Origin of the sequence: Roseomonas sp. OT10, assembly GCF_020991085.1 — a bacterium.
Lineage (GTDB): Bacteria > Pseudomonadota > Alphaproteobacteria > Acetobacterales > Acetobacteraceae > Roseomonas > Roseomonas cutis.
Genome location: NZ_CP087719.1, coordinates 2,579,781 through 2,605,914, shown reverse-complemented (window position 1 = coordinate 2,605,914; position 26,134 = coordinate 2,579,781). Strand labels below are relative to the sequence as shown.

The 26,134-nt window shown below is 75.7% G+C and carries 26 protein-coding genes and 1 tRNA gene; 23 read left to right on the top strand and 4 right to left on the bottom strand.

Annotation, left to right across the window (positions count from 1 at the left end; genetic code table 11):
* Positions 1 to 148 precede the first annotated feature (148 nt).
* The 12 genes from LPC08_RS11995 (at position 149) to LPC08_RS11940 (ending at position 14,095) form a co-directional block, all read left to right on the top strand.
* Positions 149 to 610, top strand: a complete 462-nt coding sequence (locus LPC08_RS11995; RefSeq protein ID WP_230452895.1) for a DUF721 domain-containing protein — start codon at positions 149 to 151, stop codon at positions 608 to 610.
* A 25-nt stretch (positions 611 to 635) separates the two neighbouring features.
* A complete protein-coding gene (locus LPC08_RS11990) occupies positions 636 to 1,277 on the top strand; it encodes a DsbA family protein (RefSeq protein ID WP_230452894.1) in 642 nt (213 codons plus the stop codon).
* Positions 1,278 to 1,293: 16 nt separating this feature from the next.
* Positions 1,294 to 5,376 (top strand): chromosome segregation SMC family protein, encoded by a 4,083-nt coding sequence (locus LPC08_RS11985; RefSeq protein ID WP_230452893.1) that lies wholly within the window; start codon positions 1,294 to 1,296, stop codon positions 5,374 to 5,376.
* Positions 5,377 to 5,484: 108 nt separating this feature from the next.
* Positions 5,485 to 6,327: a PRC-barrel domain-containing protein gene (locus LPC08_RS11980; RefSeq protein WP_230452892.1), complete on the top strand. Its 843-nt coding sequence runs from the start codon at positions 5,485 to 5,487 to the stop codon at positions 6,325 to 6,327.
* A gap of 17 nt (positions 6,328 to 6,344) precedes the next feature.
* Complete coding sequence (locus LPC08_RS11975; RefSeq protein ID WP_230452891.1) at positions 6,345 to 7,553, top strand: MFS transporter; 1,209 nt, start codon at positions 6,345 to 6,347, stop codon at positions 7,551 to 7,553.
* A gap of 63 nt (positions 7,554 to 7,616) precedes the next feature.
* Positions 7,617 to 9,482 (top strand): ABC transporter ATP-binding protein, encoded by a 1,866-nt coding sequence (locus tag LPC08_RS11970; RefSeq protein WP_230452890.1) that lies wholly within the window; start codon positions 7,617 to 7,619, stop codon positions 9,480 to 9,482.
* Between the two features lie 284 nt (positions 9,483 to 9,766).
* Positions 9,767 to 9,967 (top strand): AtpZ/AtpI family protein, encoded by a 201-nt coding sequence (locus LPC08_RS11965; protein ID WP_230452889.1) that lies wholly within the window; start codon positions 9,767 to 9,769, stop codon positions 9,965 to 9,967.
* 22 nt (positions 9,968 to 9,989) lie between these two features.
* A complete protein-coding gene (locus tag LPC08_RS11960; RefSeq protein ID WP_230452888.1) occupies positions 9,990 to 10,745 on the top strand; it encodes a F0F1 ATP synthase subunit A in 756 nt (251 codons plus the stop codon).
* Positions 10,746 to 10,791: 46 nt separating this feature from the next.
* Complete coding sequence (locus LPC08_RS11955) at positions 10,792 to 11,031, top strand: ATP synthase subunit C family protein (protein ID WP_230452887.1); 240 nt, start codon at positions 10,792 to 10,794, stop codon at positions 11,029 to 11,031.
* Positions 11,032 to 11,090: 59 nt separating this feature from the next.
* Complete coding sequence (locus LPC08_RS11950) at positions 11,091 to 11,825, top strand: F0F1 ATP synthase subunit B family protein (RefSeq protein WP_230452886.1); 735 nt, start codon at positions 11,091 to 11,093, stop codon at positions 11,823 to 11,825.
* Positions 11,825 to 12,331: a F0F1 ATP synthase subunit B gene (locus tag LPC08_RS11945; protein WP_230452885.1), complete on the top strand. Its 507-nt coding sequence runs from the start codon at positions 11,825 to 11,827 to the stop codon at positions 12,329 to 12,331. The genes LPC08_RS11950 and LPC08_RS11945 overlap by 1 nt, the downstream gene beginning before the upstream one ends.
* A 180-nt stretch (positions 12,332 to 12,511) precedes the next feature.
* Entirely contained in the window at positions 12,512 to 14,095 is a 1,584-nt protein-coding gene (locus LPC08_RS11940; RefSeq protein WP_230452884.1) for an ABC transporter substrate-binding protein, read from the top strand.
* 28 nt (positions 14,096 to 14,123) lie between these two features.
* Here the strand turns inward: LPC08_RS11940 and LPC08_RS11935 are convergent, their stop codons facing one another.
* Together LPC08_RS11935 and LPC08_RS11930 are read right to left on the bottom strand one after the other, a co-directional pair.
* Entirely contained in the window at positions 14,124 to 15,272 is a 1,149-nt protein-coding gene (locus LPC08_RS11935; protein ID WP_230452883.1) for a PA0069 family radical SAM protein, read from the bottom strand.
* A gap of 141 nt (positions 15,273 to 15,413) precedes the next feature.
* Positions 15,414 to 16,043 (bottom strand): Tat pathway signal protein, encoded by a 630-nt coding sequence (locus tag LPC08_RS11930; protein WP_230452882.1) that lies wholly within the window; start codon positions 16,041 to 16,043, stop codon positions 15,414 to 15,416.
* A gap of 183 nt (positions 16,044 to 16,226) precedes the next feature.
* Here LPC08_RS11930 and LPC08_RS11925 point away from each other — a divergent pair, with 183 nt between their 5' ends.
* From LPC08_RS11925 to LPC08_RS11905, 5 genes are all read left to right on the top strand, one after another.
* A complete protein-coding gene (locus LPC08_RS11925) occupies positions 16,227 to 17,981 on the top strand; it encodes a tetratricopeptide repeat protein (protein ID WP_230452881.1) in 1,755 nt (584 codons plus the stop codon).
* A 3-nt stretch (positions 17,982 to 17,984) separates the two neighbouring features.
* Complete coding sequence (locus LPC08_RS11920; protein ID WP_255702325.1) at positions 17,985 to 18,998, top strand: 4-(cytidine 5'-diphospho)-2-C-methyl-D-erythritol kinase; 1,014 nt, start codon at positions 17,985 to 17,987, stop codon at positions 18,996 to 18,998.
* Positions 18,989 to 19,063: transfer RNA gene (locus LPC08_RS11915), tRNA-Gln, on the top strand. Before LPC08_RS11920 ends, LPC08_RS11915 begins: the two co-directional genes overlap by 10 nt.
* A 201-nt stretch (positions 19,064 to 19,264) precedes the next feature.
* A complete protein-coding gene (locus LPC08_RS11910; RefSeq protein ID WP_230452880.1) occupies positions 19,265 to 19,744 on the top strand; it encodes an ABC transporter substrate-binding protein in 480 nt (159 codons plus the stop codon).
* Positions 19,745 to 19,786: 42 nt separating this feature from the next.
* The gene (locus tag LPC08_RS11905; protein ID WP_230452879.1) at positions 19,787 to 20,302 is read left to right on the top strand and encodes a hypothetical protein; all 516 of its coding nucleotides are present in this window, start codon (positions 19,787 to 19,789) and stop codon (positions 20,300 to 20,302) included.
* Positions 20,303 to 20,333: 31 nt separating this feature from the next.
* Here the strand turns inward: LPC08_RS11905 and LPC08_RS11900 are convergent, their stop codons facing one another.
* On the bottom strand, positions 20,334 to 21,398 hold the full coding sequence (locus LPC08_RS11900; protein WP_230452878.1) for a siderophore-interacting protein: 1,065 nt from the start codon (positions 21,396 to 21,398) through the stop codon (positions 20,334 to 20,336).
* 263 nt (positions 21,399 to 21,661) lie between these two features.
* Here LPC08_RS11900 and LPC08_RS11895 point away from each other — a divergent pair, with 263 nt between their 5' ends.
* The 4 genes from LPC08_RS11895 to LPC08_RS11880 all read left to right on the top strand — a co-directional run bounded on the left by LPC08_RS11895 (position 21,662) and on the right by LPC08_RS11880 (position 24,177).
* Entirely contained in the window at positions 21,662 to 23,017 is a 1,356-nt protein-coding gene (locus tag LPC08_RS11895; RefSeq protein WP_370643339.1) for an FAD-binding oxidoreductase, read from the top strand.
* Entirely contained in the window at positions 23,014 to 23,166 is a 153-nt protein-coding gene (locus tag LPC08_RS11890) for a hypothetical protein (protein WP_230452877.1), read from the top strand. Before LPC08_RS11895 ends, LPC08_RS11890 begins: the two co-directional genes overlap by 4 nt.
* 103 nt (positions 23,167 to 23,269) lie before the next feature.
* A complete protein-coding gene (locus LPC08_RS11885; RefSeq protein WP_230452876.1) occupies positions 23,270 to 23,809 on the top strand; it encodes a hypothetical protein in 540 nt (179 codons plus the stop codon).
* Positions 23,806 to 24,177: a DUF3140 domain-containing protein gene (locus LPC08_RS11880; protein WP_230452875.1), complete on the top strand. Its 372-nt coding sequence runs from the start codon at positions 23,806 to 23,808 to the stop codon at positions 24,175 to 24,177. Before LPC08_RS11885 ends, LPC08_RS11880 begins: the two co-directional genes overlap by 4 nt.
* 51 nt (positions 24,178 to 24,228) lie before the next feature.
* Here the strand turns inward: LPC08_RS11880 and LPC08_RS11875 are convergent, their stop codons facing one another.
* Positions 24,229 to 24,549 (bottom strand): TIGR02300 family protein, encoded by a 321-nt coding sequence (locus LPC08_RS11875; RefSeq protein ID WP_230452874.1) that lies wholly within the window; start codon positions 24,547 to 24,549, stop codon positions 24,229 to 24,231.
* A 144-nt stretch (positions 24,550 to 24,693) separates the two neighbouring features.
* Between LPC08_RS11875 and LPC08_RS11870 the strand changes: the two genes are divergently transcribed.
* Both LPC08_RS11870 and cmk read left to right on the top strand, forming a co-directional pair.
* Positions 24,694 to 25,425 carry a carboxyvinyltransferase gene (locus LPC08_RS11870; protein ID WP_230452873.1) on the top strand — a complete coding sequence of 244 codons (732 nt, stop codon included), beginning with the start codon at positions 24,694 to 24,696 and terminating at the stop codon, positions 25,423 to 25,425.
* 21 nt (positions 25,426 to 25,446) lie between these two features.
* Positions 25,447 to 26,091 (top strand): (d)CMP kinase, encoded by a 645-nt coding sequence (cmk, locus tag LPC08_RS11865; protein WP_230452872.1) that lies wholly within the window; start codon positions 25,447 to 25,449, stop codon positions 26,089 to 26,091.
* The last annotated feature ends 43 nt before the right edge of the window (positions 26,092 to 26,134 follow it).

The following is a 26,134-nucleotide window of genomic DNA, read 5'->3' as shown; positions in this document are numbered from 1 at the left end:
GGGCACGACGCCCGCGGGATCAAGCCCGCCCCGGCCACGCCGCCGCGCCGCCGGCCAGGAGGCCGCGCCCGGGGCGGCCGCCGCGCCGCGCGCGCCCGGCCCGGCCCGGGGTGGGGAGGGCGGGTCCCCCCCGTCCGGCCGGGCCGCCTTGCCCGACTCCCCGCGACGGCCCGATCTGGAGCTGCGCCCGGTGGGCAGCCTGGTCCCGCGCCTGACACGCCCGGCCTTCCGCCGCCGCAGCCCGGCCGGGGCCGCGCTGATGGCCGACTGGCCCGCCCTGGTCGGACCGGCCCTGGCGGCGGTGACGGTGCCGCTGCGGCTGAACCGCGGAACCCTGACCATCGCCTGCTCCGGCCCGATGGCCATGGAACTCCAGCATCTGGGGCCGCAGCTGATGCAGCGGATCAATTCCGCCCTGGGCGCCGTCGCGGTGGAGGCGCTGCGCTTCGTGCAGCAGGCCCCCGCCCGCCCGGGCCCGCGCCCCGTCCTCCGCCCCGGGCAGGCCGCCCCGCTGCCCGGGCCGGTGGCGGAACGTCTGGCCGATATCGCGGACCCCGCGCTGCGGGGGGCGCTGGAAAGGCTGGGCCGAGGCGTCTATCGGAGGCGCTGACCATGAGGCAGGAGCTTCACACCCCATGACCACCCCCCGCCGTGCCGTGCTGCTGGCTGCCGCCCTGGGCGCGCCGGCGCTGCTCTCGCTCGACGCCCGGGCGCAGGGCAGCGCGCCCGCCGCCCCGGCCGCGGGCGACCCGCGCCTCGCCGAGCGCGCCGCCGGCAAGGCGGACGCGCCCGTGACGGTGATCGAGTACTTCTCGCTCACCTGTTCCCACTGCGCCGCCTTCCACAAGGAGACCTGGCCGAAGGTGCGGAGCGAGCTGGTGGAGACCGGCAAGATCCGCATGGTCTGGCGCGACTTCCCGCTCGACCAGCTCGCCCTGGCCGCGGCCACCGTCGCCCGCTCCCTGCCGCCGCAGCACTACGAGGCCTTCATCTCCGCCCTGCTCGGCAGCCAGGACCGCTGGGCCTTCGCCCGCGGCATCAACAACCTGGACGAGATCGCGAAGATCGCGGCGCTGACCGGCATGACCCGCGCCCAGTTCGACGCCGCCATCGCCGACCAGGGGCTGCAGCGCGCCATCCTGGAGGGCCGCATGAAGGCGGAGCAGGAGTTCCAGGTGAACAGCACCCCGACCTTCGTGTTCGGCCGCAAGCCGGTGCCGGGCGCGCTGTCCTTCGACCGCTTCGCCGAGCAGGTCCGCCAGGCCGCCCCCGGCTGAGGGACCGAGAGGGCTGATGGACTCCCTGCCGCCCGATCCTCCCGTCCCGGAGGAGGGTTTCTCCTCCGGCCCGGATGAGGGTGGCGCGGCGCGACCGCCGCGCAGCGCCACCCTCACCCGGCTGCGCATCGCGGGCTTCAAGTCCTTCGCCGAGCCGGCGATCGTGGAGGTGATGCCGGGGCTGACCGGCATCGTCGGGCCGAACGGCTGCGGCAAGTCGAACGTGGTCGAGGCGCTGCGCTGGGCGATGGGCGAGAGCAACGCCCGCACCATGCGCGGCGACGGCATGGACGACGTGATCTTCGCCGGCACCTCGACCCGCCCCGCGCGCAACCACGCGGAGGTGTCGCTGAGCCTGGAGGACGCGGCCGGCCTCGCCCCGCCCCCGAACGCGGAGGCGGCGGAGCTGGAGATCATCCGCCGCATCGCGCGCGGCGAGGGCACCGGCTACCGCATCAACGGGCGGGAGGCGCGCGGGCGCGACGTCGGCACGCTCTTCGCCGATATCGGCTCCGGCGCGCGCTCCTCCGCCATGGTCAGCCAGGGCAAGGTCGCGGCGCTGATCCAGGCCAAGCCGGAGGAGCGCCGGCAGGTGCTGGAGGAGGCGGCCGGCATCGCCGGGCTGCGCGCCCGCCGGCACGAGGCGGAGCTGAAGCTGCGCCAGGCGGAGCAGAACCTAACCCGCGCCGAGGACCTGCGCGCCCAGCTCGAGACCCAGCGCGAGAGCCTGCGGAAGCAGGCGCGGCAGGCGGCGCGCTACCGCAACCTCTCCGGCCTGACCCGCGCGGCGGAGGCGGAATGGCTCGCCATCCAGGCCGGCCGCGCCGAGGCGGCGCTGCTCGCCGCGCGGGAGGCGCAGCGTGCCGCGCAGTCCCGGCTGGACGCCGCGGCGGGGGAGGCGGAGCGCGCCGCCATCGCCGCCCATGCCACCGCCACGGTGCTGCCCGGGCCGCGCGCCGCCGAGGCCCAGGCCCGGACCCTGCTGGAACGCCGCCGGGTGGAGGCGGAGGGGGTCTCGGCCGAGGAGGCCCGCGCCCTGGATGCCCTGGCCGCCGCCGAGGCGCGGCTGGCCCAGGCGGCGCAGGATCTCGATCACGCCCGCCGTCAGGCCGCGGAGTCCCGGCGCACGGCTGAGGCCCTGGCCGCCGAGGCGACAGCGCTGGAGGGCGAGGCCGCCGGCCTGCCGGAACGGCTGGCCGCGGCCGAGTCGATGCGGGTGGAGGCGAGGGACCTGCTGGCCGCCGCCGAGCGTGCGGCCGATGCCGCTGCCGAGGCCGCCGCCCAGGCCAGCGCCGAGGCCGCCCGCCGCCGCGCCGCGCGCGAGGCCGCCGAGTCCCGCCTGCGCCGGGCCGCGACCGCGCTGGATCGCCTCCTGGCCGAGCGGGCGGAGGCCGAGGCCGCCACCCTGCCGCCGGAGGCGCTGGAGACCGCCGCCACCGCGCTGACCGAGGCGGAGCGCGCCGCCGCCGAGGCCGCCGCCGCGCTGGATGCCGCCGAGGCCGCCCGGGCCGGGGCGCAGCAGGCCCATGCCGGCGCCCGCCTCGCCGCCGAGGCCGCCGCCGGCACGCTGTCCCGCGCGCGGTCGGAGCGCGACGCCGCCGCCTCCCGCGCCGAGCGCGCCCGGCGCGAGGCGGAGGCGGTCGCGGCCGAACAGGCCCGCGCCGAGGCCGCCCGCCCGCGCCCGGAGGTGCTGGAGCGCGCCAATGCCGAGGCCGGGGCCGCCGAGGGCGCGCTGACCGCCGCCGCCGAGGCGCTGCGCGAGGCGGAGGCCGCGCGCGAGGCTGCCCGTGCCACCCTGGCCGCCGCCCGCGCCGCCGCCTCGGACGCCGAGTCCCGCACCGCCCGCCTGACCGCCGAGGCCCAGGGGTTGCAGGCCATGCTGCGCGGCGGCGAGGCGCGCGACGCCGCGACCCCGCTGCTGGAAGCGGCCGAGGTCCCCGCCGGGCTGGAGACCGCGCTCGGCGCCGCGCTGGGCGAGGCGCTGGAGAATCCGGAGGACACCCGCTCCCCCCGCCACTGGCGCGCCCTGCCGCCGCTGGAGGCGCCCGCCGCGCTGCCGGAAGGCGCGACGCCCCTGGCCGCGCTGGTCGCGGCCCCCCCGGCGCTCTCGCGCGCCCTGTCGCAGATCGGGCTGCTGGCGCCGGGGGTGGATGGGGGGCCGATGCAGGCCGGGCTGGCCCCGGGGCAGGCGCTGGTCTCGCCCGAGGGCGGGCTGTGGCGCTGGGACGGGCATACCGTCCGCCCCGGGGCGCCCAGCGCCGGCGCCGTGCGGTTGCAACGGCGCAACCGGTTGCGCGCCCTGGGCGCCGAGCTGGCCGAGGCGGAGGCCGCCGTCGCCAGGGCCCGCGCCGACCGGACCGCCGCCGAGGCCGCGGAGCGGGAGGCGACCGGCCGCGAGGCGCAGCTGCGCGAATCCCGCCGGCAGGCCGAGGCGCGGCTGGCGCGTGCCCGCGCCGAGGCGTCGCGCCTCTCGGCCGAGGCCGCCGCCGCCGCCGGGCGCGAGGCGGCGCTGGCGCCACGGCTGGGAGCCGCCGCCGCGGCGCGGGAGGAAGCCTCGAAGGCCCTGGCCGCCGCCGAGGCCGCCTTCGCCGCCTTGCCGGACCCGGCCGAGGCGAATGCCGCCCGTGAGGCTGCGCGCCAGGCGGAGGCGGCCGCCCTGGCCGCCGAGCGCGAGGCTCGCGAGGCGCGCCGCGCCGCCGCCGCCCGGCTGGAGGCGGCACGGACGGAGCGCGACCGGCTGGCCGCCGGGGCGGCGCGGGTGGAGAGCCGCCTCGCCGCGCTACGCCCGGAGATCGAGCGCCTGACCGCCGAGCGTGAGGAGGCGGAGGCCGCCCTGGCCGCCGAGGCGGCGGGCGAGGCCCCCGACCCTGAGGCGGCGCGGCAGGCGCTGGACGGCGCCCGCGCCGCCCTGGCCGCCGCGCGGCTGGGGGAGGGGAAGGCCCGCGCCGAGGCGGAGGCGCTGTCGGCCGCCGCCGCGCGGCTGGAGGGCCGCCGCGCCGCGCTGGCGACGGAGCGCCCGCTCTGGGACAGCCGGGCCGATGAGGCGGCCGCGCGACTGGCCGAGCTGGAATCCCGCGCCGAGGCCGCCGCCCAGGGCCGCGCCGCCGCCGCCGAGGCGCCCGAGGACGCCGCCGCGAAGCGCCAGGGGGTCGGCCGCATCCTGGCCGAGGCCGAGGCGGCGCACCGGGACGCGGCGCGTGCCCTCGACGCCGCCGAGACCGCCGCGCGCGACGCCGCCGAGGCCCGCCGGGCGGCCGATGCCGCCCTGGCCGCCGCGCGCGAGGGCCGGCTGTCCGCCGATGCGGAGACGCGCCGCGCCGAGGATGCGGCCCGCGCCGTCGTGACCCGCATCCAGGAGCGGCTGGGCGAGGCGCCGGAGCTGCCGGAGACGCCCGAGGACCTGTCCGAGGAGGCGGAGGAGCGCGCCCGGCGCAAGGCGGAGCGGCTGGTGCGCGAGCGCGAATCCATGGGCCCGGTGAACCTGCGCGCCGAGGTGGAGCTGGAGGAGGTGGAGGCGCGCCTCAACGGGCTGGATGCGGAGCGCGACAGCATCGCGCAGGCGATCGCCAAGCTGCGCGGCTCGGTCGGCCACCTGAACCGCGAGGCACGGGAGCGGCTGCGCGCCGTCTTCGACCGGGTGGATGCGGAGTTCCGCGCGCTGTTCACCCAGCTCTTCGGCGGCGGCCGGGCGCATCTGGCCCTCGTGGGTTCCGACGATCCGCTGGAGGCGGGGCTGGAGCTGTATGCGGAGCCGCCGGGGAAGAAGCTGTCCTCGCTCTCCCTGCTTTCGGGCGGCGAGCAGGCGCTGACCGCGCTCTCCCTGGTCTTCGCCGTCTTCCGCTGCCACCCCGCCCCGGTCTGCGTGCTGGACGAGGTGGACGCGCCGCTGGACGACGCGAACGTGGAACGCCTCTGCGGGCTGCTGCAGACCATGGCGGCGGGGGGGACGCGCTTCCTCGTCGTCACCCACCACCCGCTGACCATGGGGCGGATGGACCGGCTCTACGGCGTGACCATGCAGGAGCGCGGGGTGTCGCGGCTGCTGAGCGTCGATCTCGGCCGCGCGGTGGAGCTGGCCGGGGTGGAGGCGGCGGGGTGAGGGGCGGTCCGTCGCCGGCCGGCCGGGCCGGATGTCCCGCCGCCTTGTCCCCTCCGCATTTTCCCCACCACATTTTCCCCCTGCGGGAGTTGGTCTAGGCTTCTGCCCATGACGTCCTGGACGACACGTCGCGGGCGGCCGCTCGTCCTGCTGATGACCGCGACCCTGGCCGCCGGGCCGGCCCTGGCGCAGGACCGCACGGCGCCCGCCGACCCGCCCGCCACGGCCGAGCCGCCGCCCGCCGCCGCCGAGAGCCAGGCGGCGCCGTCCCCACCCGCGGCGGCTGCCCCGGCGCGCCCCCCGCCCCCGGCTGCGCGTGAGGAACTGCCCCGGGTCGCCTCGCAGCGCGTGATCGGGCGGGAGGTCACCGGGCCCTCGGGCGATACGGTCGGCCGGATCGTCAACGTGCTGATGGACGATGCCGGGCAGCCCCGCGCGGCCGTGCTCGACTATGGCGGGTTCCTTGGCGTCGGCCGGCGCCGGGTCGCCGTGGCCTGGCGCAGCCTGACCTTCTCGCCGGAGGTGGTGAAGCTGGCCCTCACCCGCGACCAGATGCGCGCCTTCCCCGACTACAAGGAGGGCGAGTCGGTCGTGGTGGCCGCGCCGCCGGCGGAGGCGCCGCCGGAGCCGAAGCCGGGCCAGCCCGAGCCGGCCGCCGCCCCGCCGCCGGCCGGCGATCCCGGTGCCCCGGCTCAGCCTGCGCCGGCCCCGCCCGCCACCCAGCAGGCGCCCCAGGTCGCGCCATCGGCCCAGCCTGCCCCGGCCCCGCCCGCACCGGCTCCCTCCGGCACGACCCCGCCGGCCGTTGCCGATCCGGCCGCGCCCTCTCCCCCGGCGCCCGCCGCCCAGAGCCCCGGCGGCCCGGCCTCCGATGGCACGGCCCCCGAGGGCCCCGCTCCTGGCGGACCCGGCGCCGCGGTGCCGGCCGCGCCGAATCCCGCCGCGCACTGACGGGCCCGATTCCGCCGATGACAGGGCGCAGCGGGCGCGGGCTCGACTGGCTGAACTTCTTCATGGCCAACGTCCAGACGGGTTTCGGCCCGTTCGTGTCCGTGTACCTGACGGCGCAGGCCTGGACCGACCTGGAGATCGGCCTGGCGCTGAGCATCGGTACCTTCACCGCCATGGCGCTGCAGGTCCCGGCCGGGGCGCTGGTGGATGCCACCCCGAACAAGCGCCTCGCCGCCGCCGCGGCGCTGGTGGCCATCGCGATCTCGGCCCTGCTGCTGGCCCTGTTTCCCGCCACCCTTCCGGTGATGGTGTCGGAGGTGCTGCACGGCTTCGCTTCCTGCGTGCTCGGCCCGGCCATCGCCGCCATCAGCCTCGCCCTGGTCGGGCGGCGGCAGCTGGGCGAGCGGCTGGGCCGCAATGCCCGCTACGCCGCCGTGGGCAGCGGCGTGGCCGCCGGGTTGCTGGGGGCGGCGGGGACCTGGCTGTCGGGCGCCTCGGTCTTCTGGCTGAGCGCCGCCTTCTGCGTGCCCGCCCTGATCGCCCTCGCCACCATCCGCCGGGACGAGCTGCATCCGCCGGAGCCGAGCGGGGAGGAACGGCAGGAAGGCTTCGTCGGCCATGTCCGCGGCCTGCTGCGCCACCGCGGGGTGCTGGTCTTCGCGCTGTGCTGCGGCCTGTTCACCCTGTCCAACGCGGCGATGCTGCCCCTCGCCGGGTCGCAGGTGACGCGCAACGCGGGCGACGAGGCGAACCTGATCATCGCCGCCTGCATCATCGCGCCGCAATTCGTCATGGCGGCGATCGCCCCGTGGATCGGGCGGCTGGCGGAACGGCGCGGACGGCGCATCGCCCTGCTGCTGGGCTTCGCCGCCCTGCCGGTGCGCGGGCTGCTGCTGGCGCTGGTGGAGGCGCCGGCCTGGCTGATCCTGGTCCAGGCGCTGGACGGCCTCAGCGCCGCCGCCCTCGGGGTGCTGCTGCCGCTGCTGGCCGCCGACCTCACCCGCGGGACCAACCGCTTCAACCTGTGCATCGGCCTCTTCGGCCTGGCCATCGGGATCGGCGGCACGCTCAGCACCACGCTGGCCGGCCTCGCCTCCGACTGGTTCGGGCCGGAGGCCGCCTTCGGCCTGCTGGCCGGCGCCGGCCTGCTCTCGGTCGCCATGATCTGGCTGGCGATGCCCGAAACCCGGCCGGAGGGGCCCGAGGAGGAGGGGGAGGCCCGCTGACCGGCGCCGGCGGTCGCGGCTTCCTGCGTTGACCGGCCCCCCGGCCGGGCGTTGGTTGGGTGGATGTTCCGCTTCTTCGAGACTCTGGTGAACCCCGTCGCGCCGCCGGGGGAGAAGGCGGCGCGCCTGTTCGGGGTGCCGGTCCCGGACGGGCCGCCGCCCCGCAGCCTCTGGGGCTTCTACTGGCATTACGGGCGGCAGGCGAAGGTGCTCTTCGCCGTGCTGTTCGGCGCCGGGATGCTGGTCGCGGGGCTGGACGCGCTGATCCCGATCTTCATCGGCCGCGTCGTGGCGCTGCTGTCCGAGCATCCGGCGGAGCGGCTGCTGGCGGAGGCCTGGCCGATGCTGCTGGGCATGGCGGCGGTGCTGCTGCTGGGGCGGCCGCTGGCGATCACCTTCCAGAACCTGGTCTCGCAGCAGGCCATCGTCCCCGCCTTCACCAGCCTGATCCGCTGGCAGGCGCACTGGCAGGTGGTGCGCCAGGGCTGGGCCTTCTTCCAGGAGGACTTCTCCGGCCGCATCGCCAACCGGGTGATGCAGGCGGGGCCGGCCCTGCGCGAGAGCGTGGTGCAGTCGGTCAACGCCGTCTGGTACATCCTGGTCTATGGCACCGGGGCGGTGGTCTGGCTGGCTTCGGCCGATCTCCGGCTGGCGCTGCCGATCCTGGTCTGGTTCGGCCTCTACGCGGGGCTGCTGCGCCTCATCGTGCCGCGCCTGCGCGACCGGGCGCGCAAGGCGTCCGAATCGCGCAGCCTGCTGACCGGCCGGGTGGTGGACAGCTACACCAACATCCTGACCGTGAAGCTCTTCGCCCGGGCGGCGGACGAGGACGCCTTCGTGCGCGAGGGGCTGGAGGCGCTGAACCGCGACTTCGGGCGCCAGACCCGGCTGGTGACGCTGAACGCCCTGCTGCTCTCCACCCTGAACGCGGCCATGCTGGTCGCCATGGGGACGACGGCGCTCTGGCTCTACGGCCAGGGCGAGATCGGGTTGGCGACGGTGGCCGCGGCCCTGCCCATGGCCTGGCAGATCGCCAACATCTCCGGCTGGGTCGCCTTCAACGTCAGCGGCATCTTCGAGAACATCGGCGTGGTGCAGGAGGCGATGAACTCTATCGCCGTGCCCCCCACCGCCCCGGACCCACCGGGCGCGCGGCCGCTGCGGGTCACGCGCGGCGAGGTGCGCTTCGAGCAGGTGCGCTTCGGCTACGGGCGGGAAGGGGTTGCGGTGCTGGACGGGCTGGACCTGGCGATCGCCCCGGGGGAGCGGGTCGGGCTGGTCGGCCATTCCGGGGCGGGCAAGACCACGGCGGTCAACCTGCTGCTGCGCTTCTTCACCCCCGATTCCGGCCGGATCCTGGTCGATGGCCAGGACGTCGCCGGGGTGACGGCGGAATCGCTGCGCGGCGCCGTCGGCGTCGTCACCCAGGACACGGCGCTGCTGCACCGCTCGATCCGCGACAACATCCGCTACGGCCGGCCCGGGGCGGGGGAGGAGGAGGTGCGGGAGGCCGCCCGGCGCGCCCAGGCGGGGGCCTTCATCGACAGCCTGCACGACTGGCGCGGCCGCACCGGCTTCGACGCCCATGTCGGGGAGCGCGGAGTGAAGCTCTCCGGCGGGCAGCGCCAGCGCATCGCCATCGCCCGGGTGCTGCTGAAGGACGCGCCGATCCTGGTGCTGGACGAGGCCACCAGCGCCCTGGATTCGGAGGTGGAGGCCGCCATCCAGGAGCAGCTGGAGGGGCTGATGCGGGGCAAGACGGTGATCGCCATCGCCCATCGCCTGTCCACCATCGCCCGGCTCGACCGGCTGATGGTGCTGGAGCGGGGGCGGATCGTGGAGCAGGGGACGCATGCCCAGCTCCTGGCGCGCGGCGGCGCCTATGCGCGCCTGTGGGAGCGGCAGTCGGGCGGCTTCGTCTCCGCCTGAGGCGGCGTGGGCGGCGCCGTTCCCGGCCGCGCCGCCGCCGCCGGGCCGGCCGCTTCCCCGCGCCGGAACGCCGGCCCGGCATCGCGCGCGGCAACTCCGGGCGCCCCGCTTGCTTGACAGGCCGGGGGGCGCACCTTACGAGCCGCGTGCCTTCCGGGGAGAGTTCCCGCGAGGAGCAAGGGGTGACACAGCGAGACGGCTTCGACGCCCGTTTGCGGAATGCGAGAGCCCGGCAGGGCCTCGATCCCGCTCCCGGCTCCGGAAACGGGGACGGAAGCGGGAGCTTGCCGCAGGGGTCGTGGGGGATCGGGCTCCGCGCTGGCGTCGAGATCGTCTCGGCGCTGATCGCCGGGGCGGCGCTCGGCTGGCTGCTGGACCGATGGCTCGGCACCGGCCCCTGGCTCCTCCTGGTGTTCTTCGTGGTGGGCGGTGCCGCCGGGGTACTGAACCTGTACCGTCTGATCGCCCCGCGGCGCCTTCGCTGACCACTCGACCGGGGATGGGCTCTTGGCCACCGAAGGCAAGACGATCGACGCGCTGAGCCAGTTCGAGCTGGTTCCGGTCCTGGGTCCCATCGGCCGTGCCGTCGGCTTCTCCCAGTCCAACGCCCACATGCTGCTGGCCATCGGGCTGGTGACCGCGCTGATGGTGTACGGCATGCGCCGCCGCGCGGTGGTGCCGGGCCGGCTGCAGGCCGCGGCCGAGATGTTCTACGAGTTCGTCGAAGGCATCCTGATCGGGCAGGTCGGGCACGAGGGGCGGCGCTACTTCCCGTTCGTCTTCGCGCTGTTCATGTTCGTGCTGTTCGGCAACATGCTGGGCCTGCTGCCCTATGCCTTCACCTACACCAGCCACATCGCGGTGACCGCGGGCCTGGCGGTGCTGGTCTTCCTGGTCACCACCATCGTGGCCATCGCCATCCACGGGAAGAAGTTCTTCGGGTACTTCTTCCCCGAGGGCGCGCCGGTCTGGCTCGCGCCCATCATCATCCCGGTCGAGATCGTCTCCTACCTGTCGCGCCCGGTCAGCCTCTCCATCCGCCTCTTCGCCAACATGGTCGCCGGCCACGTCATGCTGAAGGTCTTCGCCACCTTCGTCGTGCTGATCGGCAGCCTGGGCGCGGTGGGCTTCCTCGGCGCGGCGCTGCCGCTGGCGGTCAACGTCGCCCTGGTCGGGTTCGAGATCCTGGTGGCCTTCCTCCAGGCCTACGTCTTCGCGATCCTGACCAGCATCTACCTGCACGACGCGGTGCACCTGCACTGAGCGCCGGCGCAACCCTTCACCTGCCAACAAGGAAAGAGACTTCCCGATGAATGACGCTGCCGCCTTCCTCGGTGCCTACAAGGCGCTCGGCGCCGGCCTCGCCGTGATCGCCCTGTTCGGCGTCGGCCTGGGCATCGGCAACATCTTCTCGTCGCTGATCAACAGCGTGGCCCGCAACCCCTCCGCCCGCGACGCCGTGTTCCCGATCGGCATCCTGGGCTTCGCCCTGACGGAGGCGGTGGCGCTCTTCGCCCTGCTGATCGCCTTCCTCATCCTCTTCGCCTGAGCCGCGCGGCGGCCGGGTCCCGTGCGCGGGCCCGGCCAGCCGCCGTTACGGAGACGCGAGTGATCCGCCGCACCCCCTCCGCGATGTTCCTGGCCGCGTTCGTCCTGGCCATCGCGGTCCTTGCCGGGCCCGCTGCCACCCCCGCTCTGGCCCAGCGGACCGAGCAGCTGACGCCGGGCGGTCCGGTGACCCCCGTCATCCCCGATGCCGACCGGGCCGCGGCCATCCGCGCCCAGGAGCTCAGCGCGCACGACCATGCCGTGGCCGCCGCCGAAGCGCGCGACACCGGCGGCATGCCGCAGCTGGACTTCAGCAACCCGCTGATGATCAGCCAGATCGTCTGGCTGCTGATCCTGTTCGGCGCCTTCGTCTTCCTCTGCGCCTACTTCCTGCTGCCGCCGGTGGCGGAGGTGCTGGAGGACCGCCGGCGCCGCATCAGCTCCGACCTGGAGGCCGCGCGGGCGGCCAAGGCCGAGGCCGATGCCGCGGAGGCGGCGCACCGCGACGCCAGCGCGAAGGCGCGGGCCGAGGCGCAGGCCGCCATCAACGCCGCGGTCCAGGCCGCCAATGCCGAGGCGACGGGCAAGGCCGAGGCGCTCAACGCCCGGCTGAACGAGCAGATCGCCGCGGCGGAGAGCCGCATCGCCGCCGCGCGCGACAGCGCCATGGGCGCGCTGCGCGAGGTCGCGACCGATGCCGCCGGCGCGCTGGTCGAGCGCCTGTCCGGCATCCGCGACCAGGCGGCCGTCGCTTCGGCGGTGGATCGCGAGCTGGCGGCGCGGGGGAGGGCCTGATGCACCACTACGAGCACTTCTGGCTCGACCCGAAGTTCTGGGTTGCCGTCTCCTTCGTCATCTTCGTGCTGCTGGTCGGCCGGACGCTGTGGAGCAAGGCGACGGCGGCGCTGGACGCCCGCGCCGACGCGGTGCGGGCGGAGCTGGCCGAGGCCACCCGCCTGCGCGAGGAGGCCGAGGCCATGCGCCGGCAGGCGGAGGCCGAGCGCGCCGCCGCCACGGCCGAGGCCGAGGCGCTGATCACCCGCGCCCAGGCGGAGGCCCAGCGACTCGCCGACGCGACGGCGGCGGAGGCGGAGGCCAGCGCCAAGCGCCGCGAGCGGATGGCGATGGACCGCATCGCCGCGGCCGAGGCGAGCGCCGTGGCCGAGGTGCGCCATGCCGCGGCGGAGATCGCCACGGCGGCGGCGCAGGAGGTCATCGCGACCAGGCTGGATGCCCAGGCGGACGCCGCCATGGTGGACCGGGCGGTGGCGGACCTGCCGAAGGCGCTGCGGGCGGCCTGAATCCGCCGGACCGGGATGGGAAGGGGGCCGTGGCGGCAGCGCCACGGCCCCCTTCTTCATGTCCGGCCCCCGATGCGGCGCGGTTGTCCGGCGGCATGGATTATCGCCCAGGGCGGCGTTCCCGAGGCGGTGCAAACTGCTCTAGCCTGCCGGGCAGAACCGATGCGAGAGGAACCCGTCATGCGTCGATACGCCCTGGCCGCCACGTTGCTGGCGGCCACCGCCCTCTCCGCCGCGGCGCCCGCCGGAGCGGCGAACTTCCGCTGGGCCAATGACGGCGACGTCAACTCGATGGACCCCTACACGCGGAGCGAGACCTTCCTCCTCTCCTTCAACGCGAACATCTACGAGCCCCTGGTCCGCCGGAACCGCGAGCTGAAGGTGGAGCCGGCGCTGGCCGTCTCCTGGGAGCAGCCCTCGCCGACCGTCTGGCGCTTCAAGCTGCGCGACGGGGTGAAGTTCTCCGACGGCACGCCCTTCACCGCCGACGACGTGGTCTTCTCCGCCGAGCGGGTGCGCGCCCCGGGCTCGCAGCTCAACTACGTGCTCGCCTCGGTGAAGGCCGTGCGGGCGATCGACCCGCTGACGGTGGAGTTCGAGACGACCAACCCGAACCCGATCTTCCTCGAGGAGATCACCACCTGGTCGATTATGTCGCGCAAGTGGTCGGAGGCGAACAACGCCACCCGCGCCATGGACCTGACGACGCGCGACGAGAACTTCGCCACCCGCAACGCGATGGGGACGGGGCCCTTCATCCTCGCCTCCCGCGCGCCGGACCAGCGCACCGTGCTGCGCAACAATCCGAACTGGTGGGACAAGCCGGAGCACAACCTCACCGAGGTCACGCTCAACATCATCTCCAACGCCTCCACCCGCGTGGCGGCCCTCCTCTCCGGGGAGGTGGACATGATCTACACCGTCCCGCCGCAGGACGTGGAGCGGCTGCGCCGGACCAACGGCGTGCGGCTGCACGAGCAGGCGGAGCTGCGCACCATCTTCCTCGGCATGGACCAGTACCGGCCCGAGCTGCTGAAGTCCGACGTGCGCGGCAAGAACCCGTTCCAGGACCTGCGCGTGCGCCGCGCCTTCCAGCTCGCCATCGACCTGGAGGCGATCAAGCGCACCGTCATGCGCGGCCAGTCGCGCCCGACCGGGCTGATGATCGGCCCGGGTGTCAACGGCTGGACGGAGGCCGCCGACCGCGTCGTGCGGCCCAATGTCGAGGAGGCGAAGCGCCTGCTCGCCGAGGCGGGCTATCCCCAGGGCTTCGGGGTGACGCTGGACTGCCCCAACGACCGCTATGTGAACGACGAGGCGATCTGCACCGCCATCGTCCCCATGCTGGCCCGCATCGGCGTCAAGGTGACGCTGGTGGCGCAGACCCGCGCCCGCTACTTCGCCGAGATCAACAACCCCCGCTACAACACCAGCTTCTACCTGCTGGGCTGGACCCCCGCGACCTATGACGCGCACAACGCCTTCTTCAGCGTCATGGGCACGCGCGACGGCACGCGGGGCATCTTCAACAGCGGCGGCTGGTCCAACGCGGAGTTCGACCGCCTGACCGACCAGATCGCGGTCGAGACGGACCAGGCGAAGCGCCAGCAGATGATCGACCAGGCGATGCGCATCCACGCCGACCAGGTCGGCCACATCCCGCTGCACCAGCAGACCGTGATCTGGGCGGCGCGCAACAACATCCAGCTGCAGCAGATGGCGGACAACTACTTCCCGCTGCGCTACGTGCGGGTGAACCAGTAGTCCCTTCCGGACACCCGGTCGCGAGGCGCTACAGCAGCTCCAGCTGCCGTGGCGCCTCCGCCGAGGGCGGGACGGCGAAGGCGCCGCAATCCAGCCCGCCGCCCCGTCCCGCCTCGTCCAGGCCCAGGCGGCGCACCGCCAGCCGGAAGCGCTGCTGCAGGGCGGCGGCATAGGGGCCCACCCCGACCTGCCGCGTGCCGAAGCCGGAATCGTACATCCGCCCGCCCCGCGTCTGCCGCACCAGGGCGAGGACCCGCGCGGCCCGATCCGGCAGGTGCGCGTGCAGCCAGGCCTCGAACATCTCCGCGATCTCCAGCGGCAGGCGCAGCAGGACATAGCCCGCGCGCACCGCGCCGGCGCCGCGGCAGGCTTCCAGGATGCGCTCCAGCTCCGCATCGTTCACGCCCGGGATCATCGGCGCGGCCAGCACCCCGGCGGGGATGCCGGCCTCCGTCAGGGCCCGGATGGCCGCCACCCGGCGGGCGGGCGCGGCCGCGCGCGGCTCCATGATCCGGGCCAGCCGGTCGTCCAGCGTGGTGACGGAGAGGCAGACATTGACCAGGTTGCGCTTCGCCATCCGGGTCAGGATGTCGAGGTCGCGCAGGACCCCGGCCGACTTGGTGACGATGGTCACCGGATGGCCGAAGCGCTCCAGCATCTCCAGCACCGAGCGCGTCAGCTTCAGCGTCCGCTCCACCGGCTGGTACGGGTCGGTGTTGGAGCCGAGCGCGACCGGCCGCGGGACGTAGCCCGGCTTGCGCAGCTCCTTCTCCAGCAGCGCCGCGACCTCCGGCTTGAACAGCAGCCGGGTCTCGAAATCCAGGCCGGGGGACAGGCCCAGCCAGGCATGGGTCGGGCGGGCGTAGCAGTAGATGCAGCCGTGCTCGCAGCCGCGATACGGGTTGATGCTGCGGTCGAAGCCGATGTCGGGGCTGTCGTTCCAGGCCAGGGCGCTGCGCGCCGCATCCCGCGTCAGCGTCGTGGCCAGCGGCGGCAGGTCCGCCATCGCCTCCGCCAACGTGCCCCAGCCGTCGTCGAAGGGGTCCTGTGCCGTCCGCTCATAGCGGTTGGCGGGGTTGGACAGGGCTCCCCGTCCCTTGCGCAGGCCCGGCAGGGGGGTGCCGGGGAGAGGGCGGGGGGTTTGGACCAGGGGGCGGCCCAGGCTGCCATCGGGCATGGGTGCGACGCTCCGTACCCCGGGAGCCGGCAGGGGGGATGCCGTTCCCGGTTCGTTCGTCCGCACTATGGGGTGCGCGGTCTCCTCCGGTCAAGAACAATAAGGGAACGGATCGTCGCCCGCGGATCGCCGCCCGCCGCGTCAGCGCCAGCGGACGCCCTCGAGGTGGCAGGTCGCGAAGTTCCGTCGCTCGCTGGCCGCTCCGGACATGTAGACCACGCGGATGTCCACGTTGCAGGTGCCGCCCTGCGGCAGGTCGACCCAGATCGACTGCCCGGGATTGATGACGTTGTTCCCGAGCCGGTCCCGGCCCCAGCTCGACTGGGTGGAGAGGGAGACATAGAGCTCGCGGATCGTCTGCCCCGACTGGTTGATGAAGGAGAAGGAGGGGTTGCGGCTGCTCGCCGCGCCCGCCGGGCCGCCGCCGATGGCAGCCCCCGCCCCGCCGTCGCCGCCCCGGCCGAAGGCGATGCGGGAGATGTTGCAGGCGTTGAGGCCCATCCGCGTCTCCTCCTGCCCGCTGGCGTAGCGCACGCGGACGTCCAGCACGCAGTCCCCGAAATTCGGTGTCACCCAGACCTGCTGGCCGTTCGGCAGCACGCCCTGGCCGAGGATGTCCGGGCCCCAGTTCGAGAGGCGGGACGGCGAGACATAGGCGGACTGGATGGCCTGGCCGCTGTTGTTCTGCAGCCAGAAGCGGTTCTGCGCCTGGGCCGGCGCCGCCGTGGCGGCCGCCAGGAGCAGGACGAGGGCGGCCAGGACGGCGCGCATCGCGAATCCTCCCATGGAGCGGAGTCTTGTTGCATCGCGTAACATTTCGATCGTCTCCCGGAAAGACGCCGATCATGCTCTGCGCCGCCTGACCGGCGGTTAAGCCACAGCCCTGCCTCTCCCGCGTCGGGGCGCGAAAACCCCCCTTCCGCGCGGCGCGCGGGCTGACCTACGCTGCATTGCATGATCCCCGTTCCCTTCCGGCCGGGACCCCGCCTGGCCCTCCTGGCGGCCGCCCTCCTCGCGGGCTGCGCCGCCGGCGGCGCGCCCCCCGGCCCATCCCTCATGGCCTCGGGCGGCGAGGCCGGCCCCATGGCGGCGCGGGGAGAGGCGTCGGCGCCCGAGGTGCCGCGCGGCTCCTTCGGGCCCTACCTCGCCGGGCTGGTGGCGGAGCGGGAGTCCGACAGCGCGGTGGCCGCGGAGGAGCTGGCCGAGGCGCTGCGCCGCGACCCGGGCCAGCCCGAGGTCCTGCGCCGGGCCTTCACCGCCGCGGTGATGGATGGCCGGCCGGAGGCCACGCGCCTCGCCCGCAGCCTGCCGCAGGACCAGCTCGCCAGCCTGTTGCTGGCCGGGGCGGACGCCCAGGCGGGGCGCTGGGACCGGGCGGAGCAGCGGCTGCGCTCGCTGCCGCGCCAGGGGGCGGCGCAGATCCTGCAGCCCCTGCTGATCGCCTGGGCGCAGGCCGGGCGGGGTGCCACGGATGCGGCGCTGACCACCTTGCGCCCCTGGGTCGAGCAGGGACGGCTGCGCGGCCTGGCGGCGCTGCACGCGGCGATGATCGCCGACCTGGCCGGGCGGCCGCGCGATGCCGAGCGGCTCATCCGCATCGCCATCACCGAGGCACCGGACCCCAACCTGCGGCTGGTGCAGATCGCGGCCGGCATCCTGGCCCGGGCGGGGCGCGAGGCGGACGGGGCCCGGCTGTTCGACGTGATGGCGCAGGGGCAGGACGACGTGGCCCTGGCCGCGTCGCCGGCGCTGCGCCGTGCCGCGCTGACCGGGCGGGCGGTGGCCAGCCCGGTCGAGGGCATGGCGGAGGCGGAGCTGGCGCTGGGCGCGGCCCTGCGCGGGCAGGGATCGCCGGAGCTGTCGCTGATCCTGGCCCGGCTGTCGCTGCGGCTGCGGCCGGGCTTCACCGCGGCCCTGCTGCTGGGGGCCGAGGCGCTGGCCGATGACCGCCACCCGGAGGCCGGGCTGCGGCTGCTGGCGGCGGTGCCGGAGAATGACGAGCTGGCGCCGCTGGCCGCGCTGCGCCGGGGCCTGCTGCTGGATTCCGCGGACCGCACGGCGGAAGGGCTGGCGGTGCTGGCGCGGCTGGCCGAGGCACAGCCGAACGCCGCGCAGGCTCCCGCCCGGATGGGCGACATCCTGCGCGCCCGCGGCCGCTTCGCCGAGGCGGCGGCGGCCTATGACCAGTCCCTGGCGCGCGCCTCCCGGGCCGGGCAGCCGAGCTGGTCCCTGCTCTATGCCGCGGGCATCGCGCTGGAGCGCAGCGGGCGCTGGCCGGAGGCGGAGGGACGCTTCCAGGAGGCGCTGAAGCTCTCGCCCGAGCAGCCCTATGTGCTGAACTACCTCGCCTATACCTGGGCCGATCGCGGCGAGCGGCTGCCCGAGGCGCGCCGCATGCTGGAGCGCGCGGCGCAGCGGCAGCCGCAGGACGGCAACATCGCCGACAGCTACGGCTGGGTGCTGTTCCGCCTCGGCGACCTGCGCGGCGCGGTGAAGGAACTGGAGCGCGCGGCCGAGCTGGAGCCGCGCAACGCCACCGTCAACGACCACCTCGGCGATGCCTACTGGGCGCTCGGCCGCCGGGTGGAGGCGCGCTACCAGTGGAGCCGGGCGCTCGACCTCGGCCCCGACCCGGTGGAGGTGCCGCGCATCCAGGCGAAGCTGCACGACGGCACGCCGGCCCCGGTCTCGGCCTCCGCGGCGCGCTGACGCGTGGCGGGCTGGGCGGCGGCCCCGGCTGCCGGCCCGGGCGACGCCGGCGGCAGGACGGCGGCCCGGGCATGTGGCGGCAAGCCGGCCTGGGCGTCCGGCGAGGAGCCGGCTTGGGCGTCCGGCGAGGAGCCGGCTTGGGCCAAGATCAACCTGTTCCTGCACGTCACCGGCCAGCGGCCGGATGGCTATCACGAGCTGGACAGCCTCGTCGTCTTCGCCGCGGCCGGCGATCGCCTGCGGGCCACGGCCGCGGACGGGCTGGGACTGACCCTCGGCGGGCCGGAGGCCGGCGCCCTGGCGGCCGAGCCGGACAACCTCGTCCTCCGCGCCGCGCGCAGCCTGGCGCGGGAGGCGGGGATCGCGCCGGCGGCGGCCTTGCACCTGGACAAGCGGCTGCCGGTGGCCTCGGGCATCGGCGGCGGCTCGGCCGACGCGGCGGCGGCGCTGCGCCTGCTGGCGCGGTTCTGGGGCGTGGCGCCCGCCTCCGGCGGGCTGGCGCTGTCCCTGGGGGCGGACGTGCCCGCCTGCCTCGCCTCCGCCCCGCTGCGCATGGCCGGGATCGGGGAGCGTCTCTCCCCCGCGCCGACCCTGCCGTCCTGCGGCCTGGTCCTGGCCAATCCGCGCCGGCCGCTCTCCACCCCGGCGGTCTTCCGGGCCCGGGCGCCGGGCTTCTCCTCCCCCGCCGACCTTCCGGCCGGCTGGGACAGCGCGGCGGCGCTGGCGGAGACGTTGCGGGCCTGCCGCAACGACCTGGAGGCCGCCGCCATCTCGCTGTGCCCCGAGGTGGGGCAGGTGCTGGCCGCCCTGGCGGCGCTGCCCGGTTGCCTGCTGGCGCGGATGAGCGGGTCCGGCGCGACCTGCTTCGGGCTCTTTGCCTCTCCCGCCGAGGCGGAGGCCGCGGCGATGCGGCTGCCGGCCGGATGGTGGCGCTGGGGCGGAGGCCTCGCGGGCGGGCCGGGGCTTTACGACCCACCGCCGGGCGGATTAAGGGGCAGGGCGCCGGCTGGGGCGTAGCCAAGCGGTAAGGCAGCGGTTTTTGGTACCGCCATTCCCAGGTTCGAATCCTGGCGCCCCAACCAGCATGGCTGCCCAGGCCCCGGCTTGCCGGCTTGCGGTCCGCTCCGATATTGCGACGGGTTCGCAGAACCCGGATGGACCTCCGCATGGACCGGCGTCCCCCTCGCATGGTGTCCCGACGGGGGGTGGCAGCCGCCATGGCCGGTGGCGTGCTGCCCGCCGCCCCACGCGTGGCCCGGTCTCAGCCTGGCTGGCCGCGCCGGGTGAGGGACCTGGCGGGGCGCGAGGTGGTGATCCCGCGGCAGCCGCGCGCCGTCCTGCTGGGCGAGAGCTCGCAACTGCTGAACATGGTGCTGCTGCACCCGGACCCGGTGTCGCTGCTGGTCGGGATGGGCGGCGACCTGCGCGTCGTCGATCCGGCCAGCCACGCCGCGCTCGGCCGCCGCTTTCCGCGCCTGGAGCAGGTGCCGGAGGTCTCGGCCGGCGTCGGCCAGACCGTCTCCACCGAGCGGGCGCTGTCGCTGCAGCCCGACCTGGTCATCCTGGCGCTGTGGCAGCAGGCCTCGGAGGAGGTGCGCCGCATGGTGGAGCTTCTCGGCGCCGCGGGGGTGCCGGTGGTCTTCGTGGACCTGTTCCTGAAGCCGATCGCCCATACCCTGCCCACCATCCGCCTGCTGGGCCAGGCGCTGGGGCGGGAGGAGGCGGCCGAGGCCTATGCCCGCTTCTACGAGGCGCGCCTGTAGCGGATCCGGTCCCGCGTCGTCACGGCCGGGCCGGGGCCGGCGGTGCTGCTGCAGGCCTTCCCCGGCCGCTGGCCCTGCTGCTGGGTCGCGGGGCAGGAGGGCAGCGGCGAGATGCTGGAGCTGGCGGGGGGGCGGAACGTCGCCGCCGGCCTGCTGCCGACGGCGCGCGGCGGGCAGCTCGGGCTGGAGCAGGTGCTGACGCTGCAGCCGGAGGTCTATATCGGCACCGGCCTGTACCGGCCCGAAGAGGCCGCGGGCCTGCGCCTGGGTACCGGCGCCCCGGCCGACGCGGCGCGGCAGAGCCTGGCGGAGGTGGTGCGGGCGCCGGAACTGGCCCATCTGCCGGCCATACGCGACGGCCGCGCCCACGGCCTGTGGAACGCCTTCAACGGCACGGCGATCAACATCACCGCGGTCGAGGCGGTGGCCCGCTGGCTGCGCCCGGGGCTCTTCCCCGACATCGACCCCGCCGCTACCCTCGCGGAGATCAACGCCCGCTTCACCGCCATGCCCTTCGACGGCACCTACTGGACCAGCCTGGACCCCTCGCGCGGATAGCGCCGGGCCTCCGCGGGCAAGGTGGGGACGGCTACCCCGCCGCGCCCAGGCGCCAGTAGGCGGCTGTGGTGACGGCCTCGCGCGGCAGCCCGCGCTCCTCGCGGAACAGCCGGCGCAGCGCCTCGGCCGTGCGCGCCTCCGCCGCGATCCAGGCCCGGGCCCCGTCCTCCGCCGGCCAGGGCACGGCGCCCACCGCCTCGATCAGCCCGTCGCCCGTGCCCGGCGCGGCCCCGTGCCGGTGCAGCCAGCGCAGCCGCACCCCTGGAGGGGCGGCGAGGGGCTGTTCCTCCTCCGGCCCGTCCACCTCGATCAGCACCTCGCCGCGCGCGCCGGGCGGCATGGCCTCGACGGCGCGGGCGATGGCGGGCAGGGCGGTCTCGTCCCCGGCCAGCAGCACCCAGGGGGCCGCCGACGGCATGCCGCCGCCCGGTCCGATCATGCCCACCGGATCGCCCGGCGCGGCGCGGCGGGCCCAGCGGGTGCCCGGCCCCTCGTCGCCATGCACCACCATGTCCACCTCAACCCGCCCCGCCGCCACATCCACCCGGCGCAGCGTGTAGACCCGCGGCACGGCGGCGCGCGGCCCCTTCGGCCAGCGGGGGAGGCCGTTGGCACCGGCCCGGGGCCATTCCGGATCGCGCACGCCGGGCGGCGGCAGGAGCAGGCGGACATGGATCGCCCGCCGGCCGGCGAAATGCGCGAGGTCGTCGCCCGCCAGCGTCACGCGCCGCATCGCCGGGGTCAGCACGCGGTTCTCCAGGACGCGCATCACCCGCAGGTTCGGCAGGCGGTCGTCGTCGCAGCCATCGCCCGTCCAGCGGACCTCGGGCGCCCCGCCGGTCCCGGCCTCCAGTTGCTCGACATGCCAGGCGAGGATGCCGCGAAGCTGGAGCAGGTCGCCCAGCTCGCCCGCCTCGGCACGCAGGTGCAGCGTGTCGCGCCCGGCCGAGAGCGAGGCGCGGCCGAGCGCGTGCGAGATGTGCCAGCCTGCCGCGTCCTGGGTGACGACGGCGCCGTGCTCCGCGAAATGCCCGCAGAGCGGGGCGAGGTGCCGGTCCGCCCCGGGCAGCGGCACCAGGGCTTGGGCGGTGGGCATGGCGTTCATGGGCCTCGGTCGCGGGCGACGGCCATGGGCTCCCCCCGCTGGGTCATGCCGCCGGTGGATACAGGAGTTGATTTTCGCTCTCAACGGCCGGGGGTGGCGGGACCGCCCTTGCCTCCGGCCAGGCGGTTCGCGAGAAGAGCCGGAGGGTCCGTCCGAGGCCCGCCTGCCCGGGAGACCCCGCCATCCGAACGGATCTGCTCGCCACCCTCCACGCCCTCCTGGGCGAGCAGGGGCTGGTCACCGCGCCGGAGGCGATGGCGCCGCACCTGACCGACTGGCGCGGCCTCTATCACGGCGCGGCGCCCTGCCTGCTGCGCCCCGCCTCGACGGAGGAGCTGGCCGGGGCGGTGCGGCTCTGCGCCGCCGCCGGCGTGCCGATGGTGCCCCAGGGCGGCAACACGGGCATGGTCGGCGGCGCCGTCCCGGATGAGAGCGGACGGCAGGTGCTGGTCTCCCTCGCCCGGATGAACCGGCTGCGCGACCTCGACCCCGTCGACATGACCATGACGGTCGAGGCGGGGATGATCGTCCGCACGGCGCAGGAGCATGCCGAGGCCGCCGGCTGCCTTTTCCCGCTCTCCTTCGGCGGGGAGGGGTCGGCCACGGTCGGCGGCATCCTCTCCACCAATGCCGGCGGCAACACCACGGTGCGCTACGGCAACGCGCGAGAGCTGTGCCTGGGGCTGGAGGTCGTGCTGCCGGACGGTGCCGTGATCCATGCGCTGCGCCGGCTGCGCAAGGACAACACGGGCTATGCGCTGCGCCAGCTCTTCATCGGCGCGGAGGGGACGCTGGGCTTCGTCACCGCGGCGGTGCTGCGCCTCGTGCCGCGCTGCGTGTCGGAGGAGGTGGCGCTCTGCGCCGTGGCGGATGAGGACGCCGCGCTTGCCCTGTTCCGCCGCCTGCGCGGCCGCGACGAGACGGCGGTGCGCGCCTTCGAGTACCTGGCCGGGCCCGCCATGGACCTGGTGCTGCGGCACGGCCTGGGGGCGAGCCTGCCGTTGGCGCGCCCCGCCGCGCACTACGTCCTGGTGGAGCTCGCCACCTCGCGCCCCGATGCCGGCCTGCGCGGCCTGCTCGAGGCCGTGCTGGAGGAGGCGCTGGCGGCGGGCGAGGTGGAGGATGCGGTGCTGGCGGAGAGCGAGGCGCAGCGTGCCGCCATCTGGGCCCTGCGCGAGGGTCTGCCGGAGGCGCAGACCCGCGCCGGCGCCAGCGTGAAGAGCGACGTCTCCGTCCCGATCTCCCGCGTGCCGGAGATGCTGCGCCGGGGCCGCGCGGCGGTGCTGGCCCTGATGCCGGAGGCGCGGGTGATCGCCTTCGGCCATATGGGCGACGGGAACATCCACATGAACGTGCAGCAGCCCGAGGGCATGGCGCGCGCCGATTTCCTTGCCCGGGGCTACGGGCTGATGGAGGCGGTGAACGCGGTGGTGCGGGCGATGGACGGCTCCTTCTCCGCCGAGCACGGGGTGGGACGCCTGAAGACGGGCATGCTGCGGGACTGGCGCGGCGGCGCGGAGCTGGCGACGATGCGCCGGATCAAGGCGGCTCTGGACCCGGGTGAGCTGATGAACCCCGGCAAGGTCCTGCCGCCGGAGGATCCGGCATGAGCGGGCCGGAGCCGCGCGGCGTGGTGGGCTGGTTCTCGCGCCTGACGCTGGGGCAGCTGGCGGCCTTCGTGCTGATCTTCCCGCTGCTGGTGGCGCTGCTGCTGGTCTTCGGCCTCTTCCCGCTGATCGCGGCCTGGCGGGGCGGCTGAGCCACCGCCGCCGGCAACACCTTCCGGTCATCCGCGCCGCGCGGCGCAACGCCGCCTGCCTGCCGCCGTTCCGGGCGCGTTCCGGGATGCGCGGAGGCAGGGCATGGCGACGGACGGCAGGGCGAGGCGGAGCGATCCGGCCCTCTGGGAGCGGGTGAAGGCGGCGGTCACGCGCGGCGGCCGCGGCGGCGAGCCGGGGCAGTGGTCGGCGCGCAAGGCGCAGCTCGCGGTCGCGGAGTACAAGAAGGCCGGCGGCGGCTACGAGGGCGCGAAGAGCCCCGGCAACAGCCTCGCGGCGTGGACGAAGGAGGACTGGGGCACCCGGTCCGGCCGCCCGTCCGGCGAGACGGGCGAGCGCTACCTGCCGCGCAAGGCGCGGGAGGCCTTGTCCGACGAGGCGTACGACCGCAGCACGGCGCGCAAGCGGCGGGACACGAAGGCGGGCCGCCAGTTCTCCGCCCAGCCGGCGGATGTCGCGGCGAAGGCGTCACGGGCGCGCAAGGGCGCCGCGACGCCGGCGGCCAGGGGCGACGGCCGGACGGCGGCCCAGCGCTCGGCGGCGGCGAAGCAGGCCGCGGCGACGCGGGCCGCGAACCGCGCCGCGTCCCGTCGCCCCGATGGGCATCACGGGGCGGCCCGATGAGCGCGGGGGATGACGACGCCGACGCCGTCGTGCGCGGCTTCCGCGAGGCGGTGAACATGACGCCCGAACAGCTGGAGGACTGGCTGGAGACGGACGAGAGCCGCGAGGTCGGCTTCACCCGCGAGGACGAGACGGAGGCGGTGGGCCACCAGTCCGGCCGGAAGATCGTGGAGCTCCTGCGCAGGCCCGCCAAACACGAATGGAGCGAGGCGGAGCTGGCGCACATGCGCAAGGTGACCGGCTACGTGCACCGCCACCTGGCCCAGGGCGGGCCCGCCAAGGATGCCGGGCACAGCCGCTGGCGCTACAGCCTGATGAACTGGGGCCACGATCCCCTCAAGGGGGAGGGCAGGGCCAGGCGCGGCTGACGGTCGGCGGGCGGCAGACCCGGCCGCCCGCCGCCCCGGCAGGGGAGGGCCTCAGCCCTCCTCGTCGCCCTCGCTCTCGACGCCGATCTCCTCGCCGAGATCCTCGTCTTCCTCCAGCTCCTCGGCGTCCTCGACTCCGGCATCCGTCTCGGTGTCCTCCACCTCCACGTCGTCGGCCTCGGGGGCGCCCCCGACCGCGGCGCGCTTGCGCAGCTTGTCGTCCACCGGGGCGGCGGGGCGGCGCAGGCGGGGCTGCTCGGCCGGTTGCTCGGTGCCGCATTTGGGGCAGACGGCGGGCGTGCGGGCGAGGTCGTAGAACTTCGTGCCGCAGGCCACGCAGGTCCGCTTCAGGCCGAGCTCTGGTTTGGCCATGGGGGTTCGGGTCCTGCTCTCTGGTCGGGGTCACGCCCCGCCCGCGGCACATCGTTTCCGCAGGCAGGCACGGCCCTTCCACTAAGGGGGGCGATGAGGGGCGCGCGATTGCCACGCACCCCCTCGCATGTCAAACGCCCCGCCGTGCCAGACCCCACCGGACCCGCCGCCGCGCTGCGCGACCCGGCCACGCCGCCCGCCCCGGACGGGGAGGCGGACGCGCTGCTGGCCATGCTGCTCGGTGCCCTGTCGACGGGCGAGACGGTGCTGTCCGACGCTCCCTCGACGCCGGCGCTGCGCGATGCGGCGGCGGCGCTGCGGCGGCTCGGCGTGCCCGTCGAGGAGCGCGGGGCGGGCCACTGGCATATCTGCGGCCGGGGGATCGGCGGGCTGGCGGAGCCGGCGGTGGTGCTGGAGGCCGGTGGCTCGGACATGCTGGCGCAGTTGCTGCTCGGCCTGCTGGCCGGCCATGCCGGCTTCGCGGTGCTGGCGGGGGAGAGGACCGCGCCGCTGCCCGAGGCGCTGACGGTGCCGCTGGTGGCTGGCGGCGCCAGGCTCACGGCCCGGGGCGCGGGCGGCTTGCCGCTGGCGATCGAGGGCAGCGGGATGCTGCTGCCCCTGGACTGCGCCATGGCCGGGGACGGGCGCGACGGCCCCGGGCCGGCGACTCGCGCGGCGCTGCTGGTCGCGGCGCTCTGCGCCCGCGGCACCAGCCTGGTGCCGGCGGGTTCCGGCCCTGCCGCGGCGCTGGCACGGCGCTTCGGGGCCGGCGTGTCGGAGGAGGGGCCCGTCCTGCGCGTGGAGGGCCAGCCGGAGCTGCGGGGCCTGTCCCTCCGCTTCGGTTCCGGATCGGAGGGGATTGCCCATGCGGGGTGAGAGTGGTCTGGGGCGCGGCTCATGGTGACGCCGCCGGTCATCGCCATCGACGGCCCCGCGGCGGCGGGGAAGGGAACGCTGGCACGGCGGATCGCGGCCGAGTTGGGGCTGCCCTACCTGGATACGGGGCTGCTCTATCGCGCCGTGGGCCGGCGGGTGCTGGATGCGGGCCGCGACCCGGCCGACGCGGCCGCGGCCGAGGCCGCCGCGCGCACGCTGGAGCCCGAGGACCTGTCGCATCCCGGGCTGCGCGCGCGGGAGACGGATGCGGCCGCCAGCCAGGTTGCCGCCATCCCCGAGGTGCGGGCGGCGCTGCTGGAGTTCCAGCGCGGCTTCGCCCTGCGGGCCGGGGCGGTGCTGGACGGGCGGGACATCGGCACGGTGGTCTTCCCGGATGCGACGGCGAAGATCTTCGTCACCGCCAGCCCGGCGGAGCGCGCCCGCCGCCGCTGGGAGGAGCGGCGCGCGCGCGGCGAGGCGGTGACGCTGGAGGCGGTGGCGGCGGAGATGGCGGCGCGCGATGCCCGGGATGCCGCCCGCGACGCGGCGCCCATGGTGGCCGCCCCGGACGCGATGCTGCTGGATACCACGGCGCTGGATGCCGAGGCCGCCCATGCCGTCGCGCTGGAGATGCTCCGCGCCCGGCTGGCCGGACTGCCGGGATAAGGCCCGAAAAGGCCGATATTTCCTTGACGTAAGGACGCGGAGG